The organism is Kocuria cellulosilytica (assembly GCF_040981245.1).
GTDB lineage: Bacteria > Actinomycetota > Actinomycetes > Actinomycetales > Micrococcaceae > Kocuria > Kocuria cellulosilytica.
In genome coordinates, this window is the sequence record NZ_JAVFWZ010000011.1 from 79,935 (window position 1) to 98,980 (window position 19,046).

The 19,046-nt window shown below is 73.9% G+C and carries 17 protein-coding genes; 16 read left to right on the top strand and 1 reads right to left on the bottom strand.

What is annotated here, in order from left to right; genetic code table 11:
• The first annotated feature begins 13 nt into the window (after positions 1-13).
• From RCG67_RS14915 to dapF, 15 genes are all read left to right on the top strand, one after another.
• Entirely contained in the window at positions 14-1,438 is a 1,425-nt protein-coding gene (locus RCG67_RS14915; protein ID WP_368827391.1) for a M16 family metallopeptidase, read from the top strand.
• A 79-nt stretch (positions 1,439-1,517) separates the two neighbouring features.
• Positions 1,518-2,321 carry a 4-hydroxy-tetrahydrodipicolinate reductase gene (gene dapB, locus RCG67_RS14920; protein WP_368827392.1) on the top strand — a complete coding sequence of 268 codons (804 nt, stop codon included), beginning with the start codon at positions 1,518-1,520 and terminating at the stop codon, positions 2,319-2,321.
• Positions 2,322-2,326: 5 nt separating this feature from the next.
• On the top strand, positions 2,327-2,959 hold the full coding sequence (locus RCG67_RS14925; RefSeq protein ID WP_368827394.1) for a hypothetical protein: 633 nt from the start codon (positions 2,327-2,329) through the stop codon (positions 2,957-2,959).
• 75 nt (positions 2,960-3,034) lie between these two features.
• Positions 3,035-3,991: a 4-hydroxy-tetrahydrodipicolinate synthase gene (gene dapA / locus RCG67_RS14930; protein WP_438612680.1), complete on the top strand. Its 957-nt coding sequence runs from the start codon at positions 3,035-3,037 to the stop codon at positions 3,989-3,991.
• A gap of 13 nt (positions 3,992-4,004) precedes the next feature.
• Positions 4,005-5,696 (top strand): ribonuclease J, encoded by a 1,692-nt coding sequence (locus tag RCG67_RS14935; RefSeq protein ID WP_058873504.1) that lies wholly within the window; start codon positions 4,005-4,007, stop codon positions 5,694-5,696.
• Positions 5,697-5,762: 66 nt separating this feature from the next.
• Entirely contained in the window at positions 5,763-8,732 is a 2,970-nt protein-coding gene (locus RCG67_RS14940) for an FtsK/SpoIIIE family DNA translocase (RefSeq protein ID WP_368827397.1), read from the top strand.
• Positions 8,733-8,770: 38 nt separating this feature from the next.
• On the top strand, positions 8,771-9,376 hold the full coding sequence (pgsA, locus tag RCG67_RS14945; protein WP_368827399.1) for a CDP-diacylglycerol--glycerol-3-phosphate 3-phosphatidyltransferase: 606 nt from the start codon (positions 8,771-8,773) through the stop codon (positions 9,374-9,376).
• Positions 9,373-9,867, top strand: coding sequence for a CinA family protein (locus tag RCG67_RS14950; RefSeq protein WP_368827401.1), 495 nt, complete (start codon positions 9,373-9,375; stop codon positions 9,865-9,867). Before pgsA ends, RCG67_RS14950 begins: the two co-directional genes overlap by 4 nt.
• Positions 9,868-10,030: 163 nt before the next feature.
• The gene (locus RCG67_RS14955) at positions 10,031-10,462 is read left to right on the top strand and encodes a helix-turn-helix domain-containing protein (protein WP_017832912.1); all 432 of its coding nucleotides are present in this window, start codon (positions 10,031-10,033) and stop codon (positions 10,460-10,462) included.
• A 163-nt stretch (positions 10,463-10,625) separates the two neighbouring features.
• Complete coding sequence (locus RCG67_RS14960) at positions 10,626-10,847, top strand: DUF3046 domain-containing protein (RefSeq protein ID WP_368827403.1); 222 nt, start codon at positions 10,626-10,628, stop codon at positions 10,845-10,847.
• Between the two features lie 233 nt (positions 10,848-11,080).
• On the top strand, positions 11,081-12,190 hold the full coding sequence (gene recA / locus RCG67_RS14965) for a recombinase RecA (RefSeq protein ID WP_058873509.1): 1,110 nt from the start codon (positions 11,081-11,083) through the stop codon (positions 12,188-12,190).
• Between the two features lie 8 nt (positions 12,191-12,198).
• Entirely contained in the window at positions 12,199-12,831 is a 633-nt protein-coding gene (locus tag RCG67_RS14970) for a regulatory protein RecX (protein WP_368827405.1), read from the top strand.
• A 29-nt stretch (positions 12,832-12,860) separates the two neighbouring features.
• Entirely contained in the window at positions 12,861-14,384 is a 1,524-nt protein-coding gene (gene miaB / locus RCG67_RS14975) for a tRNA (N6-isopentenyl adenosine(37)-C2)-methylthiotransferase MiaB (protein WP_368827468.1), read from the top strand.
• Positions 14,381-15,301, top strand: a complete 921-nt coding sequence (gene miaA / locus RCG67_RS14980; protein ID WP_368827406.1) for a tRNA (adenosine(37)-N6)-dimethylallyltransferase MiaA — start codon at positions 14,381-14,383, stop codon at positions 15,299-15,301. Before miaB ends, miaA begins: the two co-directional genes overlap by 4 nt.
• 180 nt (positions 15,302-15,481) lie before the next feature.
• Positions 15,482-16,471, top strand: coding sequence for a diaminopimelate epimerase (gene dapF / locus RCG67_RS14985; RefSeq protein WP_368827407.1), 990 nt, complete (start codon positions 15,482-15,484; stop codon positions 16,469-16,471).
• Between the two features lie 129 nt (positions 16,472-16,600).
• On the opposite strand, the gene RCG67_RS14990 is transcribed toward dapF, so the two are convergent.
• Complete coding sequence (locus RCG67_RS14990; RefSeq protein ID WP_368827409.1) at positions 16,601-17,263, bottom strand: class I SAM-dependent methyltransferase; 663 nt, start codon at positions 17,261-17,263, stop codon at positions 16,601-16,603.
• Between the two features lie 154 nt (positions 17,264-17,417).
• Between RCG67_RS14990 and hflX the strand changes: the two genes are divergently transcribed.
• The gene (hflX, locus tag RCG67_RS14995; RefSeq protein ID WP_368827411.1) at positions 17,418-19,046 is read left to right on the top strand and encodes a GTPase HflX; all 1,629 of its coding nucleotides are present in this window, start codon (positions 17,418-17,420) and stop codon (positions 19,044-19,046) included.

Here is a 19,046-nt window from a genome sequence, read left to right on the forward strand (position 1 = left end):
GCAGCACAGCTGGATGACGGCAGTCGATCTGCCGCTGGAGGCGGGCGACCGCGGCCCGGGGAGCACCCCGGGCCCGGACGCCCGCCTCTCGGCGGTTCCCCGCAGTTCCCCCTCCGCCGCGGCGGCGGCCCTGACCACGGCCGCCGCGGGCTTCAGCCACACCCTCCACGAGGGCGCGGGCGGCAACGTGGTCCGCCGCACGGTGCTGCCGTGCGGCACCCGCGTGCTCACCGAGCGGATGCCCGCCCAGCGGGCCGTGACCGTCGGCTTCTGGGTCGGCGTCGGCTCCCGGGACGAGCAGCCGGGCCGGCTGGGCTCCACGCACTTCCTCGAGCACCTGCTGTTCAAGGGCACCGCGCGGCGCTCGGCGCTGCAGATCGCGGAGGCCTTCGACGAGGTGGGCGGGGAGTCCAACGCGGCCACGGCCAAGGAGCACACGTGCTACTACGCGCGGGTGCTGGCCGAGGACCTGCCGATGTCGATCGACGTCATCACCGACATGGTGACGTCGGCCGCCCTGGACCCGGAGGAGCTCGAGCGGGAGCGGGGGGTCATCCTCGAGGAGCTCGCCATGGACAAGGACGACCCCGAGGACGTCGCCTTCGAGGAGTTCACCCAGCGCGTGCTCGGCGACCACCCCCTGGGCCGGCCCATCGGCGGCACCCCCGAGGAGATCCTCGAGGTGCCCCGCGACGCGGTGGTCGAGCACTACCGCCGCCACTACCGGCCCGAGGGCCTCGTGGTGACGGCGGCGGGCGGGCTCGAGCACGACGTCGTCGTCGCCCTCGTCGCCGAAGCCCTCGAGCGCGCGGGCTGGGACCCCGCCGTCCCGGCGGCGCCCGTCCCGCGGCGCGAGCGCACCCCGGCGCCCCTGGCCCCGGACTGGGGCGAGCACTTCCTGGAGCGTCCCGTGGAGCAGACCAACGTGGTCGTCGGCCGGCCCGGGCTCGTGGCCGGGGACGACCGCCGGTTCGCGATGACGGTGCTCAACGCGGCCCTGGGCGGCGGGATGTCCTCCCGCCTGTTCCAGGAGATCCGCGAGAAGCGGGGCCTGGCCTACAGCACCTTCTCCTTCTCGGGGGCCTACTCGGACGCCGGCTACTTCGGGATGTACGCCGGGTGCCTGCCCGCGCGCACCGACGAGGTCGTGGCGCTCATGACGGGCGAGCTGGAGACGCTCGCCCGGGACGGCATCGGCGCGGAGGAGCTGCGCAAGGTCGTGGGCCAGCTGGGCGGGGGCACCGTGCTCGCCCTCGAGGACACCGGCTCGCGGATGTCCCGGCTGGGCTCCGCGGAGCTGAAGTCCGGGGAGTTCCTCGACATCGACGAGTCCCTGGACCGGGTGCGCGCCGTGACGCCGGAGCAGGTCCGGGAGCTCGCCGCGTGGCTGGCCGAGGGACCCGTCGTGACCACCATCGTGGCGCCCACCCGCCGCTGACCCCGCCCCGCCACCGGGGCCCGCCCGCCCCGCGACCCAGGGACCGTGACCCGCGAGCCCGTGACCTAGAGTTGGAGCCATGACCGAGCGCACAGCCACCGAGACCACCACCGCCCCGGCGACCACCACCGGCGGGCTCCGGGTCGCCGTCCTCGGCGCCCGCGGCCGCATGGGCAGCGAGGCCGCGCAGGCGGTCCGCCGCGCCGAGGGGCTGGAGCTCGTCGCGGAGCTCGACCACGAGGACTCCCTCGAGGTCCTGGTCTCGGCGGGCGCGCAGGTCGTCGTCGACTTCACCGTCCCGTCGGTCACCGAGCACAACGTGCGCTTCGCGGTGGAGCACGGCATCCACTGCGTGGTGGGCACCACCGGCTGGGACGACGAGGGCCTGGACCGGACCCGGGCGCTGCTCGAGCGGCACCGGGGCGTGGGCGTGCTCATCGCCCCCAACTTCTCCATCGGCGCGGTCCTGGCCATGCGCTTCTCCGCGCAGGCCGCCCGGTTCTTCGAGTCCGTCGAGATCGTCGAGCTGCACCACCCGGACAAGGTCGACGCCCCCTCGGGCACGGCCGCCCGCACCGCCGCCCTCGTCGGCGAGGCCCGGCGGGCCGCGGGGGTCGCGCCCTCGCCCGACGCCACGAAGCAGGACCCGGACGGGGCCCGCGGGGCGCTCGTCGACGACGTCCGCGTGCACTCGGTGCGCCTGCGGGGACTGGTGGCCCACCAGGAGACGCTGCTCGGCAACCTCGGCGAGCAGCTCACCATCCGGCACGACTCCTTCGACCGCATCTCCTTCATGACCGGCGTGGTGCTCGGCGTCCGGCAGGTCGTCTCCCACCCCGGGCTCACGCACGGTCTCGAGGACTACCTCGACCTGGGCCTGTAGCGCCGATGGACTCGATCCGGACCTGGGTCCTGGGCCTGTTCGCGGCGGCCCTGCTGACCCTGTGGCTGCTGCCGATCCCCGGCGGCTCGAAGCTGTGGATCCTCGCGGTGCTCGTCTTCGCCGGCGTCTTCACGCTCCTGGAGTCCACGAACAAGGCGAAGCTGCTCGCCGCGGCCATGGTGTCGCTGCTCGTCGTCTACCTGGGGCTGAGCCTGCACCGCGCCGTGCTGCTGCTGGGCACGGACGGCTGGATCGCCAAGGCCTTCGGGGCGGCGCTGCTCGTGCTGCCGGCCGTGGGCGTGTGGGCGCTGGTGCGCGAGGTCCTCTTCGGCGTCCGGACCGAGCAGCTCGGCCGGACCCTGCACGCGGAGGGCGGGCTGCCGCCCGACGACCTGCCGCGCACCCCCGGCGGGCGCATCGTGCGCGAGGCCGCCGACGAGCGGTTCGGGACGTACCGGGCGCAGACCGAGGAGGACCCGGGGGAGTGGCGCAACTGGTACCGGCTCTCCCTCGCCTACGCGGCCGCCGGGGACCGGACCCGCGCCCGCGCCGCGATGCGCGACGCCGTGGCCCTCTCCCGCGGGCGCGCCGCCCGCGGCACGGAGCCCGCCGACCCCCCGGGCGGGGAACGGGCCTGAGCCCGTGGCGGGCACACCGGGACCGGACGCGTCCCCCGGCGGTGCGCCCGCAGCGAAGACGGTAACCTGGCACCCATGACTGCCAACGCCTCGCCTTCCCCCGCCGACCTGCCCGCGACCCGGTCCGAGCCCATGTTCGGGACATTGCTCACCGCCATGATCACCGTCTTCGCCGAGGACGGCTCCGTGGACCTGGACGCCACCGCGACCATGGCCGAGCAGCTCGTGGACGACGGCTGCGACGGCCTGGTGGTGTGCGGCACCACGGGCGAGTACTCCACCATGACCGACGACGAGAACCTCTCCGTGTTCCGCGTGGTCAAGGACGCCGTGGGCTCCCGCGTGCCCCTGCTGGCGGGCACCGGCTCCAACGACACCGAGCACTCCCGGTACCTCTCCCGGGCCGCCGAGAAGATCGGCATGGACGGGCTGCTCATCGTCACCCCGTACTACAACAAGCCCTCCCAGGCCGGCGTCGAGGCCCACTTCCGCAGCCTCGCCGACTCCGTGGACCTGCCCATCATGCTCTACGACATCCCGGGCCGCGCCGGCATCCCGATCGCCACGGAGACCCTCGTCTCCCTCGCCGGGCACCCGAACATCGTGGCCGTCAAGGACGCCAAGGCGGACCTGGTCGCCGCGACCCGGGTGCTGGCCGAGACCGACCTGCTGTACTACTCGGGCGACGACGGGCTGACCCTGCCCTGGATGGCCATCGGCGCCGCCGGGCTCATCGGCGTCACCACCCACGTGGCCACCGCCCGGTACCGCCGCCTCGTCGACGCGGTCCGCGCCCAGGACCTCGCCACGGCCCAGCGGATCAACCGCGAGCTCGAGCCCGTGGTCCGCGCGACCATGACCCGCGCCCCCGGCGCCGTCGCCGCGAAGACGATCCTCAGCTGGCAGGGCCGCCTGCCGCACAACACCGTGCGCCTCCCGCACGTCCCGCCCACGGAGGCCGAGGCCGCCCTGATCCGCGCGGACCTGGCGGGCTCGGTCATCTCCGACACCCTCCTCGAGACCATCGACTGACGAAAGAGGTCACATGACCCAGTGGCACACCGACCTGTCGGCCCCGCCCGCCCTCGGCAAGGACGTCCTGCGCGTCGTCCCGCTGGGCGGGCTGGGCGAGGTGGGACGGAACATGACGGTGTTCGAGATCAACGGGCAGCTGCTCGTGGTCGACTGCGGCGTGCTCTTCCCCGAGGAGACCCAGCCCGGGGTGGACCTGATCCTCCCGGACATCAACCACATCGTCGACCGGCTCGACGACGTCGTGGCGGTGGTGCTGACCCACGGCCACGAGGACCACATCGGCGCCGTCCCGTACCTGCTCAAGCGCCGCCCCGACATCCCCGTCATCGGGTCACGGCTGACGCTCGCGCTCATCGAGGCGAAGCTCCAGGAGCACCGGATCAAGCCCTACACCATGGCGGTGCGCGAGGGGCAGGTCGAGCGGCTCGGCGAGTTCGAGTGCGAGTTCGTGGCCGTCAACCACTCGATCCCCGACGCGCTCGCGGTGTTCCTGCGCACGAAGGCCGGCACCGTCCTGCACACCGGCGACTTCAAGATGGACCAGCTGCCGCTCGACGGCCGGATCACCGACCTGCGGCACTTCGCGCGGCTGGGGGAGGAGGGCGTGGACCTGTTCCTCACCGACTCCACCAACGCCGAGGTCCCCGGGTTCACCCCCACGGAGAAGCACATCGGCCCCGTCCTCGCGGACGTGATCGGGCGCGCGCCGAAGCGCGTGGTCGTGGCGTCCTTCTCGTCGCACGTCCACCGCGTGCAGCAGGTCCTCGACGCCGCCGCCGAGCACGGGCGCAAGGTCGCGTTCATGGGCCGGTCCATGGTGCGCAACATGACCATCGCCGAGAAGCTCGGCTACCTCGAGGTCCCGCCGAACACCCTGGTCGACCAGAAGCGGATCGACGACCACGCGGACTCGGAGCTGGTCATCATGTGCACCGGGTCGCAGGGGGAGCCGATGGCCGCGCTGTCGCGGATGGCCAACGGCGACCACAAGGTCCAGCTCACCGAGGGCGACACCGTGATCCTCGCGTCCTCGCTCATCCCCGGCAACGAGAACTCGGTCTTCCGGATCATCAACGGGCTGATGCGGCTGGGCGCCACCGTGGTCCACAAGGGCACCGCCAGAGTGCACGTCTCCGGGCACGCGGCCGCGGGCGAGCTGCTGTACTGCTACAACATCGTGGAGCCGGAGTACGTCATGCCGGTGCACGGCGAGGTCCGCCACCTCATCGCCAACGGCAAGCTCGCCGAGGAGACCGGGGTGCCCACCGACCACGTGCTCATGGCCGAGGGCGGCACCGTCGTGGACATGGCCGCCGGGCAGGCGCGGATCACCGGCCAGATCGAGTGCGGCTACGTCTACGTGGACGGCTCCTCCGTGGGCACCATCACCGACGCCGACCTCAAGGACCGGCTGGTGCTGGCCGAGGAGGGCTTCATCTCCGTGATCACCGTGGTGAACCGGGACACCGGCAAGGTCGTCACCGGCCCGGACGTGCACGCCCGCGGCGTGGCCGAGGACGACAGCGTGTTCGACGAGATCAAGCCGAAGATCACCGCCGCGCTCGAGGACGCCATCAACCACTCGGGCAAGAACCACACCACCCAGCAGCTCCAGCAGGTGGTGCGCCGCACCATCGGCTCCTGGGTCAGCCGCCGGCTGCGCCGCAAGCCGATGATCGTGCCGGTCGTCATCGAGGCCTGAGCGCCCCGTCCCCTCCCGCCCGTGCGGCACCGCGGGCGGGAGGGGACCGTGGTCTACCCTGGGAGCATGGCGACTCGTACTTCCCCCGCCCGCAAGGGCGCCTCGACGTCGCGTGGCAAGAACAGCACGTCTTCTGCGCGGTCGTCGGGATCCAGCCGGTCCACCTCCTCCCGCCGTCCCGCGTCCGCCGGGCGGGGCACCGCCGCCCCGGCCTCCCCGCGGGTGCTGCACGGGCTGGGCGCCGCCCTGGCGTGGTGCGCCCGCGTCGTCGGAGGGCTCTGGACGGCCCTCGCCCACGTGGTCGGCGGCGCCGTGCGCCGGATGGGCACCCTGCGCACCGACGTGCCCGCGGAGTCGCTGCGGGACGGGGGCGCCCTGTTCCTGCTCCTGCTGGGCCTGCTCGCCGCCGCCGTCGAGTGGTGGAACCTGCCCGGCGCCTCGGCGCCGTGGCTGGCGGTCCCCGCGGTCGCGGTGCACGAGGTGCTCGCCGGGACGTTCGGCTGGACGGCCCTGGTGCTGCCGCTGCCGCTCGTCGGCTTCGCGCTGCGCCGCTTCCGCCACCCCGAGGACACCTCGGCCAACAACCGCATCGCGATCGGGCTCGGCGCCGCCGTCGTCGCGGGCTCGGGCCTGGCGCACGTGCTCCTGGGCCGGCCGTCCCCGAGCCAGGGCCAGGAGGCGCTGCGGAGCGCCGGCGGCTACGTGGGCTTCCTCGCCGCGGACCCGCTGAGCGCCCTCATCACCCCGGCCGGTGCCGGCGCCATCTTCGTCGCCGCCCTGTTCCTGTCGGTGCTCGTGGTCACCGCCACGCCCGTCAACCTCATCCTGCCGCGCCTGCGGCAGGGCTACTGGCGGCTAATGGGCCAGGACGGCCCGGTCTCCGCGACCGACGTCTCCGCCGCCCGGCACGACCGCTCCTACCTGGACGAGCACCGTGCGCGCGCCGAGGCGGCCAAGACCCGCCGCGAGAAGCGCCGCGAGCGCAAGGAGGCCGAGGCGGAGCGGCGCGCCCTCGACGGCTACCGCGGGGACGAGGCGTTCGAGCGGGCCGTCGTCGACGAGGAGGCCGCCGACGGCCAGGCGCCCACCCGCGTCTTCGACGTCGACTCCGCGCGCGCCGCCCGGCAGCGGGCCGCCGCGGCGGGGACGGCGGCCGCGCCCGCCGGACCGGCCACCGGACCGGCGGACGCCGAGGACGGCGGCGGGACCCCGCGGCCGGGCCAGAAGCGGCCCACCCAGGAGCAGCTGGCGGCCCGCCGGCTGCGCCGGGACCAGGGCCTGGAGCCGGCCGCGGACACCGCGGCGGGCTCCGGCTCGCCGGCGCTCGAGGACGTGGCCGCCGAGCCCACCGGCTCCACGGCCGTCACCGCCCGCACCCACACCCCCGAGTCGCCCATCCCCGCCCGCGCGGAGCAGCTCAAGCTCGAGGGCGACATCGCCTACTCGCTGCCGGTGCCCGGGGCGCTCGTGCAGGGGCCGCCGCCGAAGGAGCGCTCCGAGGCCAACGACGCCGTGGTCGCCGCCCTCACCAGCGTGCTGGACCAGTTCAACGTGGACGCCGTGGTCACCGGCTTCTCCCGGGGGCCCACCGTCACCCGGTACGAGATCGAGCTCGGCTCCGGCACCAAGGTCGAGCGCGTCACGGCCCTGTCCAAGAACATCGCCTACGCCGTGGCCTCCGCGGACGTGCGCATCCTCTCGCCGATCCCCGGCCGGTCCGCGATCGGCATCGAGATCCCGAACACCGACCGCGAGACCGTGTCCCTGGGCGACGTCCTGCGCTCGCACAACGCCCGCAAGACGGAGCACCCCATGGTCATGGGCGTGGGCAAGGACGTGGAGGGCGGCTACGTGGTGGCCAACCTCGCGAAGATGCCGCACCTGCTGGTCGCCGGCGCCACCGGCGCGGGCAAGTCGAGCTTCGTGAACTCGATGATCGTCTCGCTCCTGATGCGCGCCACCCCGGACGAGGTGCGGATGGTGATGGTCGACCCCAAGCGGGTGGAGCTCACCGCCTACGAGGGCGTGCCCCACCTGATCACGCCGATCATCACCAACCCCAAGAAGGCCGCCGAGGCGCTGCAGTGGGTCGTGCGGGAGATGGACGCCCGCTACGACGACCTCTCGCACTACGGGTACAAGCACGTCGACGACTTCAACAAGGCCGTGCGCAACGGCAAGGTCCAGCCCGAGCCCGGCTCGAAGCGCGTGATCCGGCCGTACCCGTACCTGCTGGTCATCGTGGACGAGCTCGCGGACCTCATGATGGTCGCCCCGCGCGACGTCGAGGACGCGATCGTGCGGATCACCCAGCTCGCCCGCGCCGCCGGCATCCACCTGGTGCTCGCCACCCAGCGACCCTCGGTGGACGTGGTCACCGGGCTGATCAAGGCCAACGTGCCCTCCCGGATGGCGTTCGCGACGTCCTCGGTCACCGACTCCCGCGTGGTCCTGGACCAGCCGGGCGCCGAGAAGCTCATCGGCCAGGGCGACGCCCTGTTCCTGCCCATGGGCGCCTCCAAGCCGATGCGCGTGCAGGGCGCCTGGGTCTCCGAGTCCGAGATCCACGAGGTCGTCGACCACGTCAAGGGCCAGATGAAGGCCCACTACCGCCAGGACGTGGTGCAGGAGGCCCCCAAGAAGACCATCGACGAGGACATCGGGGACGACCTCGACGTCCTGCTGCAGGCGACCGAGCTCGTGGTGACCACCCAGTTCGGGTCGACCTCCATGCTGCAGCGCAAGCTGCGCGTCGGCTTCGCCAAGGCCGGCCGGCTCATGGACCTGCTGGAGTCCCGCGGCGTCGTCGGCCCCTCGGAGGGGTCCAAGGCGCGCGACGTGCTCGTCAAGCCGGACGACCTCGCCGCGACCCTCGCCGTGATCCGCGGCGAGGACCCGCCCGCGCCGCAGGGCGGATCCGTGGACTACGGCGAGGACCCGGTCGAGGCCTCGCTGGCCCGGACCGCGGCCGACCACGGCGACGGCGCCGAGGACCCCGAGGGCTCCGAGGACGCCTGGCAGCTGACCGGCCGCTGAGCCGGCCCCGCCCCACCCCACCAGGAAGCGAGCACACGATGAGCCCCGCCGACCAGGCGTCCAACCTCAACCTCCCGAACGCGCTGACCGCCCTGCGCATCGTGCTGGTGCCCTTCTTCGTCTGGTTCCTGTGGGCGGGCGGCACCCAGGGGGAGGACTCCCTGGGCATGCGGTGGGCGGCCCTGGCCGTCTTCGCCGTCGCGATGTACACGGACAAGCTCGACGGCGACATCGCCCGGGCGCGCGGGCTGATCACGAGCTTCGGCAAGATCGCGGACCCCATCGCGGACAAGCTGCTGACCGGCGCCGCCTTCGTGGTGCTCTCGATGCTCGGCGAGCTGTGGTGGTGGGTGACCGTGGTGATCCTCGTCCGGGAGTGGGGGATCACGCTGATGCGCTTCGTCGTCATCCGCTACGGGGTGATGGCGGCCTCGAAGGGCGGCAAGCTCAAGACGGTCCTGCAGACCGTGGCGCTCCTGCTCCTGCTGCTGCCGCTGGTGCCGCTGGTCGGCGCGTGGTGGCCGTGGCTGGGCTGGACCGTGATGGGCGCGGCCCTCGTGGTCACGGTCGTCACCGGCGTGGACTACGTCGTCAAGGCCGTGCAGCTGCGCCGCCGGGCGCTGGCCGAGCGGGACGCGGCGTGACGGAGCCGCGCCCGCCCGCCCGGGCCCTCGTCGAGGAGGCCGTCCGCCGGGCGCTCACGGTCGCGACGGCGGAGTCCCTCACCGGGGGCGCGCTCGCCGCCGCCGTCGTGGACGTGCCGGGGGCCTCGGCCTGCTTCGAGGGCGGGGTCGTGTCCTACTCGAACCGGGTCAAGACCGAGGTCCTCGGCGTCCCGGCCCGGCTGCTCGCCGAGCGGGGCTCCGTCGACCCGGACGTCGCCGTCGCCATGGCCGAGGGCGCCCGCCGCCGCCTCGGCACGGACTGGGCCGTCTCCACGACGGGCGTCGCGGGCCCCGAGCCGCACGACGGCAAGCCCGTGGGCACCGTCTACCTGGGCATCGCGGGACCGGCCGGCTCCGCGGTCCACGAGCTGGCCGCGGCGGGGGACCGGGCGGCGATCCGGGCGGCCGCGGTGCACGCGGCCCTGGAGCGGCTCACCGCGGCGATGGTGCTCCCAGCCAACTCCCAGTGAAAAAAGGCCTCCCGGGGGGAAGAATGGAACCGTCAGCGGGGTTAGCAATGATCGCAGGCTCGAGTTGAGCCGGTGGACGTCACGACGTCGACCGGCCGGCGCCGGGGCACCGCCCGCACCAGGCGGTGAAGCTGCCGTACACACGAGGAGACAAGCGATTCACATGACCAAGCAACCCGTGTCCGTCAATGGCGTCGTCCGTTGGAAGGACGTGGGCCTGGACGAGGACGACAGCACCGAGACGAAGGACATGAAGATGGGTGTACTCCGCCAGGAGATCGGTGAGGTTCTGCGCAGCGTTCGCCAGCGCCAGGGGCGCACCCTCCGAGAGGTCTCCCACAGCGCCCGCGTGTCCCTCGGCTACCTCAGCGAGGTGGAGCGCGGACAGAAGGAGGCCTCCTCCGAGCTGCTCGCGTCGATCTGCGCCGCCCTCGACATCCCGATGTCCCAGATGCTGCGCGAGGTCGCGGACCGCCTGGCCTACGCCGAGGGCCTCCTGGTCCCGGACACCGTGCCCAGCGATCTCACCGAGCAGTACTCGCGGGAGTTCGGCCGGGTCAACGGCGGCGAGGCAGCCGCGGCCGGCGCCCGCTGATCCGCCCGGGCGGCCCGCCACCCGTCCACGACGTCCCCGAGGGCTCGTCGGTCCCAGGACCGGCGGGCCCTCCGGTCTGCGGCGGCCGGGCCGCGGATGGCAGGATGGACGGGCACGACGCCCGGCACGCCGCCGGGCGGGGGCACGACGAAGGAGGACGCGGATGCGGCTGAGCAGCTTCTGGCAGCTCATGGCCGACGAGTTCGGCGCGGGCTACAGCAAGGTCCTGGCCCGGGACCTGGTGCTCGGGGAACTGGACCACCGCACGGCCCTCGAGGCCATCGAGGCGGGGGTCGACCCGCGGACCGTGTGGTTCGCCATCTGCCGGACCCAGGACGTCCCGGAGACCCGCTGGTGGGGCGTGGACCGCCCGCCCCGGGACTGACGCGCGGGGCCCGCCCCGGCGTGGTCGTGGACCCCGGGGCGCTTCGAAGGTATATTCGAAGACCGAGGGCGGACTGCACAGCCCGTGCCGTCCGGGGCGGTGCTCGCCGCTCCTCCCCAGACCCCGCGCGAACGCCTTACGGTGTCCGACCCCGGCGATACCGTGGAACACGAAAAGACCAGCAACAACGGTTCCGGCCGCACCGGCGGAGCCCCCCGACCACGAGGTGAACCATGGCAGCCAAGGGCAACAAGCAGAGCTCCGACCAGCAGTTCGGCAGCGACCGCGAGAAGGCTCTCGAGACCGTTCTCGCGCAGATCGACAAGAACTACGGCAAGGGCTCGGTGATGCGCCTGGGCGACCGCCCGGCGACCAAGATCGAGACCATCCCCACCGGCTCCATCGCGATGGACGTCGCGCTGGGCATCGGCGGGTTCCCGCGCGGGCGCGTCGTGGAGATCTACGGCCCGGAGTCCTCCGGCAAGACGACCGTGGCCCTGCACGCCGTGGCCAACGTCCAGAAGGCCGGCGGGATCGCCGCCTTCATCGACGCCGAGCACGCCCTGGACCCCGCCTACGCCGAGAAGCTCGGCGTGGACACCGACAGCCTGCTGGTCTCCCAGCCGGACACCGGCGAGCAGGCCCTGGAGATCATGGACATGCTCGTGGGCTCCGGGTCCATCGACATCATCGTCATCGACTCGGTGGCGGCCCTGGTGCCCAAGGCCGAGATCGAGGGCGAGATGGGCGACAGCCACGTGGGCCTGCAGGCCCGCCTCATGAGCCAGGCGCTGCGCAAGATCACCGGCCGGCTCTCGCACTCCAACACCACCGCGATCTTCATCAACCAGCTGCGCGAGAAGATCGGCGTGTTCTTCGGCAGCCCCGAGACCACCACCGGCGGCAAGGCGCTGAAGTTCTACGCCTCGGTCCGCGTGGACGTGCGCCGCATCGAGACCCTCAAGGACGGGGCCAACCCGGTGGGCAACCGGACCCGGGCCAAGATCGTCAAGAACAAGATGGCCCCGCCCTTCAAGCAGGCCGAGTTCGACATCCTCTACGGGGAGGGCATCTCCACCGAGGGCGGGCTCATCGACATGGGCGTGGAGCACGGCATCGTGAAGAAGTCCGGGGCGTGGTTCACCTACGAGGGCGACCAGCTGGGACAGGGCAAGGAGAACTCCCGGCGGTTCCTCAAGGACAACCCGGAGCTGGCCGAGGAGATCGAGCGCCGGATCCTGGTGAAGCTCGGGGTCGTCCAGGAGCCGGAGGCGGCCGAGGAGACCGCGGCGGAGCCGCCGGTCGCCGGGCTGCCCACCGAGGTCCCCGGCCCGGCCTTCTGAGCGGGCCCGTGACCGAGAGCCCCTACGCACGCCGGCGCCGCCGGTCCTCCGCCCGCCACCGCGGGCCGGAGGGCCCGGCGGCGGCGTCGTCCCCGGCGCAGGATCCCGAGCCGGACCCCCGCGAGGTGGCCCGGGCTATCGTCCTGCGCCAGCTCACCGCCTCCGCGAAGAGCCGCAAGCAGCTCGAGGACAAGCTCGCCGACCGCAACGTCCCCGAGGACGTCGCCCGGGAGGTGCTGGACCGGTTCGAGGAGGTCGACCTCGTCGACGACGCCCAGTACGCGCAGCTCTACGTCCGCTCCCGCGCGAACTCCCGCAAGCTCTCCCGCTCCGCGATCCGCCGCGAGCTCGCCACCCGCGGCGTGACCGGGGAGATCGCCGAGTCGGCGCTCGAGCAGCGCACCGACGAGGACGAGCGGGAGGACGCCGCCGAGCTGGTGCGCCGCAAGCTCCCCGCCGGACCGGACCCCGCCGATCGCGCCGCCCGGGACAAGATCGTGCGGCGCCTGGTCGGCATGCTCGGCCGGAAGGGCTATCCGCCCGGCCTGGCCTTCGCCGTGGTGAAGGAGGAGCTCGAGGCGCGCTCCGGCACCCCGGTCCAGGACGACGGGATCGGCGAGGAGCACCTGGACACCCCGTGACCGGGCCGGGCCCGTACAATTGTCCGGTGATGTCGACCCCCGCAGCCCCGTCCCTGACCGCGTCCTCCGCCGCGCCCGCCCCGCGCTCCTACGAGGTGCGCACCTTCGGGTGCCAGATGAACGTGCACGACTCCGAGCGGATCACGGGTCTGCTCGAGGCCGCCGGCTACGTCCCCGCCGCCGGCGGCGAGCCGGACCTCGTGGTGTTCAACACCTGCGCCGTGCGCGAGAACGCCGACAACAAGCTCTACGGCAACCTCGGCCAGCTCGTGCCCGCCAAGAGGCGCAACCAGGACCTGCAGATCGCCGTCGGCGGCTGCCTCGCGCAGAAGGACCAGGACACGATCCTCGAGCGGGCCCCGTGGGTGGACGTGGTCTTCGGCACCCACAACATCGGCTCCCTGCCCGCCCTGCTGGAGCGCTCGCGGCACAACGCCGAGGCGCAGCTGGAGATCCTCGACGCCCTCGAGGTCTTCCCCTCGACCCTGCCCACCAAGCGGGACAGCGCCTACTCCGGGTGGGTCTCGATCTCCGTGGGGTGCAACAACACCTGCACGTTCTGCATCGTGCCCTCCCTGCGCGGCAAGGAGAAGGACCGCCGGCCCGGGGAGGTGCTCGCCGAGGTGCAGGCCCTCGTCGACGACGGCACCGTCGAGGTCACCCTGCTGGGGCAGAACGTGAACTCCTACGGCGTCGAGTTCGGGGACCGCGGGGCGTTCGCGAAGCTGCTCCGCGCGTGCGGTCAGATCGAGGGCCTCGAGCGCGTGCGCTTCACGAGCCCGCACCCGGCCGCGTTCACCGACGACGTCATCGACGCCATGGCGGAGACCCCGAACGTCATGCCCCAGCTGCACATGCCCCTGCAGTCCGGCTCCGACCGGATCCTGAAGGCCATGCGGCGCTCCTACCGCTCGAAGCGGTTCCTCGGCATCCTGGACACCGTCCGCGAACGGATCCCCGAGGCCGCCATCACCACCGACATCATCGTGGGCTTCCCGGGGGAGACCGAGGAGGACTTCCAGGCCACCCTCGACGTCGTGGCCGCCTCCCGCTTCTCCTCCGCGTACACGTTCCAGTACTCCGTCCGGCCCGGGACCCCGGCGGGCGAGATGGCGGACCAGGTCCCCAAGGCCGTGGTGCAGGAGCGCTTCGAGCGGCTCGTGGCCCTGCAGGACCGGATCGCGGCGGAGGAGAACCGGGCGGTCGTCGGCCGGCAGGTCGAGCTGCTCGTCACCGCGGAGGCCGGCAAGAAGTCCGAGCAGACCCACCGGCTCTCGGGCCGCGCCCGGGACCAGCGGCTCGTGCACTTCTCCGTGCCCGAGGGCGCCGAGGTCCCGCGCCCCGGCGACTTCGTGACGGTCGAGGTCACCGGCGCCGCCGCCTACCACCTCGTCGCCGACCCGCGCTCCCCGCAGGACTACGCGCTGCGGCGCTCGCGCGCCGGGGACGCCTGGGACCGCCGCCAGGCCGCGTCCTGCGGCGTCCCTGCCGCCCCGGGCGCCGCCGGCCCCGGGCCCGTGAGCCTGGGCATGCCGGGCCTGCCCGTCCGGTGACCGGCGCGGACCTGCCGGTCGTCGCCGTCGTCGGTCCCACGGGCACCGGCAAGACCGCCCTGGGCGTCGAGCTCGCGCTGCGGTTGGGCGGGGAAGTCGTCAACGCCGACTCCATGCAGTTCTACCGCGGCATGGACATCGGCACCGCCAAGGCGACCGTGCCGGAGCGGCGCGGGGTGCCGCACCACCTCCTCGACGTCCTGGACGTCACCGAGGAGACCTCGGTCGCGGACTTCCAGCGCGACGCCCGGGCGTGCTTCGCCCGGATCCGCTCCCGCGGGCGGGTCCCCGTCCTGGTGGGCGGCTCGGGACTCTACGTGCGCGCGGCCCTGGACGTGCTCGAGCTGCCCGGCACGGACCCCGCGGTGCGGGCGCGGATCGAGGACGAGCTCGCCGAGCGGGGCCCCGGTGCCCTCCGGGAGCGGCTGCGGCAGGTGGACCCCGAGTCCGCCGCCCGCCTGCGGGACGACCGGCGGCTGGTGCGCGCCCTCGAGGTGTGGGAGCTGACCGGCCGCCCCTTCACCGCGTTCATGCCGCGCCGCGAGCACGTGGAGCCCACGGTGCAGATCGGCCTGGACGTCGACCGCGCCGCGCTGCACGACCGGCTCGCCCGGCGGGTCGGGGCCATGGTCGAGGCCGGACTGGAGGCCGAGGTGCGCGCCCTGGCGGCGCGCGGGCTGCGCGAGGGCCGCACGGCGTCCCGGGCCCTGGGGTACGGGCAGTTCCTCGACGTCGTGGACGGACGTGCCACCGTGGCGCAGGCGGCCGAGGCCACGGTGACGGCCACCCGCCGGTTCGCCCGCCGCCAGCGGACCTGGTTCCGGGCGGACCCGCGGGTGCACTGGCTCGACCCCGCCGAGCCCGGCCTCGTGGAGCGCGCCGTGCGGACCGTCGAACGGGCCGGCGCCGCCCGCTGAGCCGCTGCCCGGCCGCGGCGCCGGTCGTGGCCCGGCCCGCGGCGCCGAGCGCGTCCCGGCCCACGGTGCCGAGCGCGTTCCGGCCCACGGCACCGACCGGGGCCCGGAGCGCGGCCCGGCCGGCGGGCCCCGCCCAGGACCCAGCCCACGACCCCGTCCGGGGCCGCGTATCATGGTCGGGTGACTTCCGCCCGGACCAGCCCCGCCCCGACGCACGACACCCGCCACGCCCCGGACGCCGTTCCGGGCCCCGACGCCGGCCCGTGGGGGGAGCTCGGCGGCCGCCGCTTCGCCAAGGGCCACGGCACGGGCAACGACTTCGTGCTGCTGACCGACCCGCATGCCGAGCTGGCCCTGGACGCCGAGCTGGTGACGCTGGTGTGCGACCGCCACCGGGGCATCGGCGGGGACGGGCTGATCCGCGCCGTGCGCTCCGAGGCGATCCCCGAGGGCAGGGCCGTCCTCGCGGAGGCGCCCGACGCCGAGTGGTTCATGGACTACCGCAACAACGACGGCTCCGTCGCCGAGATGTGCGGCAACGGGGTGCGGGTGTTCGTCCACTACCTCGTCCAGCGGGGCCTCGCCGAGGTCCCGGAGGGGGACGTGCTGCGCATCGGCACCCGCGCCGGCGTGAAGACCGTGGCGCGCACCGACTCCGGCTGGGCCGTGGACATGGGGCCGTGGACCTTCCTCGACGGCGAGGCGGCCCGGACCCGGGGCTCGGACGCCGTCGTGACGGCCGGCGGGCTGACGGTGTCCCGCCCCGCGCTGTCGATCGGCATGGGCAATCCACACACGGTCGTGGCGCTCGCGGAGGGAGAGAAGCTCGACCAGCTCGAGCTGCACACCGCCCCGGTCGTGCGCCCGGAGCCCGAGGACGGGACCAACGTCGAGTTCGTGGTCCCCGCCGACGGCGACGACGACGGGGTGGGCCGGGTGCGGATGCGCGTGCACGAGCGCGGCGTGGGCGAGACGCAGTCCTGCGGGACCGGCGCGTGCGCCGCGGCGGCGGCGACCCGCTTCTGGGGCGGCGCCACGGCGCCCGACCAGTGGCTCGTGCAGGTGCCCGGCGGGGTCGTCTCCGTGACGTTCGTGCCGGCGCCCGACGGCGCCGAGCACGTGGTGCTCGCCGGACCGGCCGTGCTGGTGGCGGACGGCACCTTCCTCTGACGCGCACGGCCCGGCGCCCCGCACCGGGGCTGCCGCCGGGTCCCGTCCGCCGTTGCCCCGGACCGGGGCTGCCGCCGGGCCCCGGCGGCCGGTGCCGCCCGGGACGGCCGCCCGGTCCCGGCGCTCGACTCAGTCCCGGCGCTCGACCAGCAGGACCCGGAAGCCCTTGTCGGTCGTGTGCCGGGAGACCCGGAAGGCGCCGCCCAGCGCGGTGCCGAGCCACTTCTGCAGCGAGTCCGCGCCGAGGTTCTTCTGCACCACCAGCCATGCCGTGCCGCCGGGGGCCAGCCGCGGCAGCCACTGCAGCAGCAGCTCGTGCAGCTGCTGCTTGCCGATCCGGATGGGCGGGTTGGACCAGATGGTGTCGAAGCGCCGGTCCGTGGGCACCTGCTCCGGCAGCAGCGCCTCCACGCCGGCCAGGCCCAGGGCCGCGGCGTTGTCCCGGGTGAGCCCCAGCGAGCGCTCGTTGACGTCCACGGCCGTGACCCGGGCCCCCGGGGCGGCGGCGGCCAGGCTCAGGGCGATCGGACCCCAGCCGCAGCCGATGTCCAGGAGCTCCGCACCGGCGGGAGCGGGAACATTTTCCAGCAGCACGGACGTTCCCTTGTCGAGGCCCCGCGGGCTGAACACCCCGTTGGAGGTCTGCAGCACGACCTCCCGCCCCCGCAGGGTCACGGCCACGGAGCGCCGCACCTCGGGCGCCGAGGGGTCCTCGGAGAAGTAGTGCTCGGTCCCCGGGTTCGGGGTCGCCGGGCCGGCCACGGGATCGGGGGAGTCGGGACGCGGTGCCATAGCGCCCCATGCTACCGACAGCGCCCGCCGGCCCTCGCACCGCGGGACGGGCCGGCCCTCGGCGCGGACCCGGCGGGGACCACCGCCTCCGCCGCCGGGATGTCCGGCGCCGCCACTAGACTGGACCGATCAGCAGCCCGTTTCGAAAGGAACCATGACCCACCCCCGTGAAACCCCTGCCGAGCCCCGCGCCGCCGCGGAGCCCGAGAACGGCCTGAGCCGGCAGGACCTGGAGGACGTCGTCGAGCGCGTGCTGTCCCGGGCCCGCGCCCGGGAGCAGGCCGCCGGCCAGGACGCCGCGCACGAGGACGACCCCAGCACGCCGGGCCGGCTCTCCGGCCGGGCCCGTGAGCTCGCCGACGCCGAGGACGGGCACACCGTCCACGACGGCGACCAGCAGGACCTCGAGGAGCGCCGCGCCCTGCGCCGCGTGGCGGGGCTGTCCACCGAGCTCGAGGACGTCACCGAGCTCGAGTACCGGCAGCTGCGCCTGGAGCGCGTGGTGCTCGCGGGGCTGTGGACGGACGGCACGCTCGCCGAGGCCGAGAACTCCCTGCGCGAGCTGGCCGCGCTCGCCGAGACCGCGGGCTCCGAGGTGCTCGACGGCATCGTCCAGCGCCGGACCAAGCCGGACCCGGCGACCTACCTGGGCTCCGGCAAGGCCAAGGAGCTGCGGGACATCGTCGCCGCGACCGGCGCGGACACCGTCGTCGTCGACTCCGAGCTCGCCCCCTCCCAGCGCCGCGGGCTGGAGGACGTCGTGAAGGTCAAGGTCATCGACCGCACGGGGCTGATCCTCGACATCTTCGCCCAGCACGCCAAGTCGAAGGAGGGCAAGGCCCAGGTCGAGCTCGCCCAGCTCGAGTACCTGCTGCCGCGCCTGCGCGGCTGGGGCGAGTCCCTGTCCCGCCAGGCCGGCGGCCGCGCCGCCGCCGGTGAGGGCATCGGCTCCCGCGGCCCCGGTGAGACCAAGATCGAGCTGGACCGCCGCCGCATCCGCACCCGCATGGCCAAGCTGCGGCGCGAGATCGCCGCCATGAAGCCGGCGCGCGAGACGAAGCGGCTCAACCGCCGCCGCCACTCCGTGCCCTCCGTGGCGATCGCCGGCTACACCAACGCGGGCAAGTCCTCGCTGCTCAACCGGCTCACGGACGCCGGGGTGCTCGTGGAGAACGCCCTGTTCGCCACCCTGGACCCCACGGTCCGCCGCGCGCAGACCCCGGACGGCATCGGCTACACGCTCTCGGACACGGTGGGGTTCGTGCGCTCGCTGCCCACCCAGCTCGTCGAGGCGTTCCGCTCCACCCTCGAGGAGGTCGCCGACTCCGACCTCATCCTGCACGTGGTGGACGCCTCCCACCCGGACCCGGAGGGCCAGATCCGCGCGGTCCGCCAGGTCTTCACGGACATCGACGCCCAGAACATCCCCGAGATCATCGCCCTGAACAAGGTGGACGCCGCCGACCCGTTCGTGGTCGAGCGGATCAAGCAGCGCGAGCGCAACGTCGTCGTGGTCTCCGCCCGCACGGGGGAGGGCATCGACGAGCTCCGGCAGCGGATCAGCGAGTCCATCCCGCGCCCCGAGACGGTGCTGGAGCTGCTGGTCCCGTACCAGCGCGGCGACGTGGTCAGCCGGCTGCACGACTGGGACGCCGAGATCCTGCGCACCGAGCACCTGGCAGAGGGCACCCACCTGCTCGTGAAGGTCCGCGAGGACCTCGCGGCCGAGCTCGCGGAGTTCGCCCCCGAGCGCGCTCCCGGCTTCGGCGCCGAGAGCGCCTGA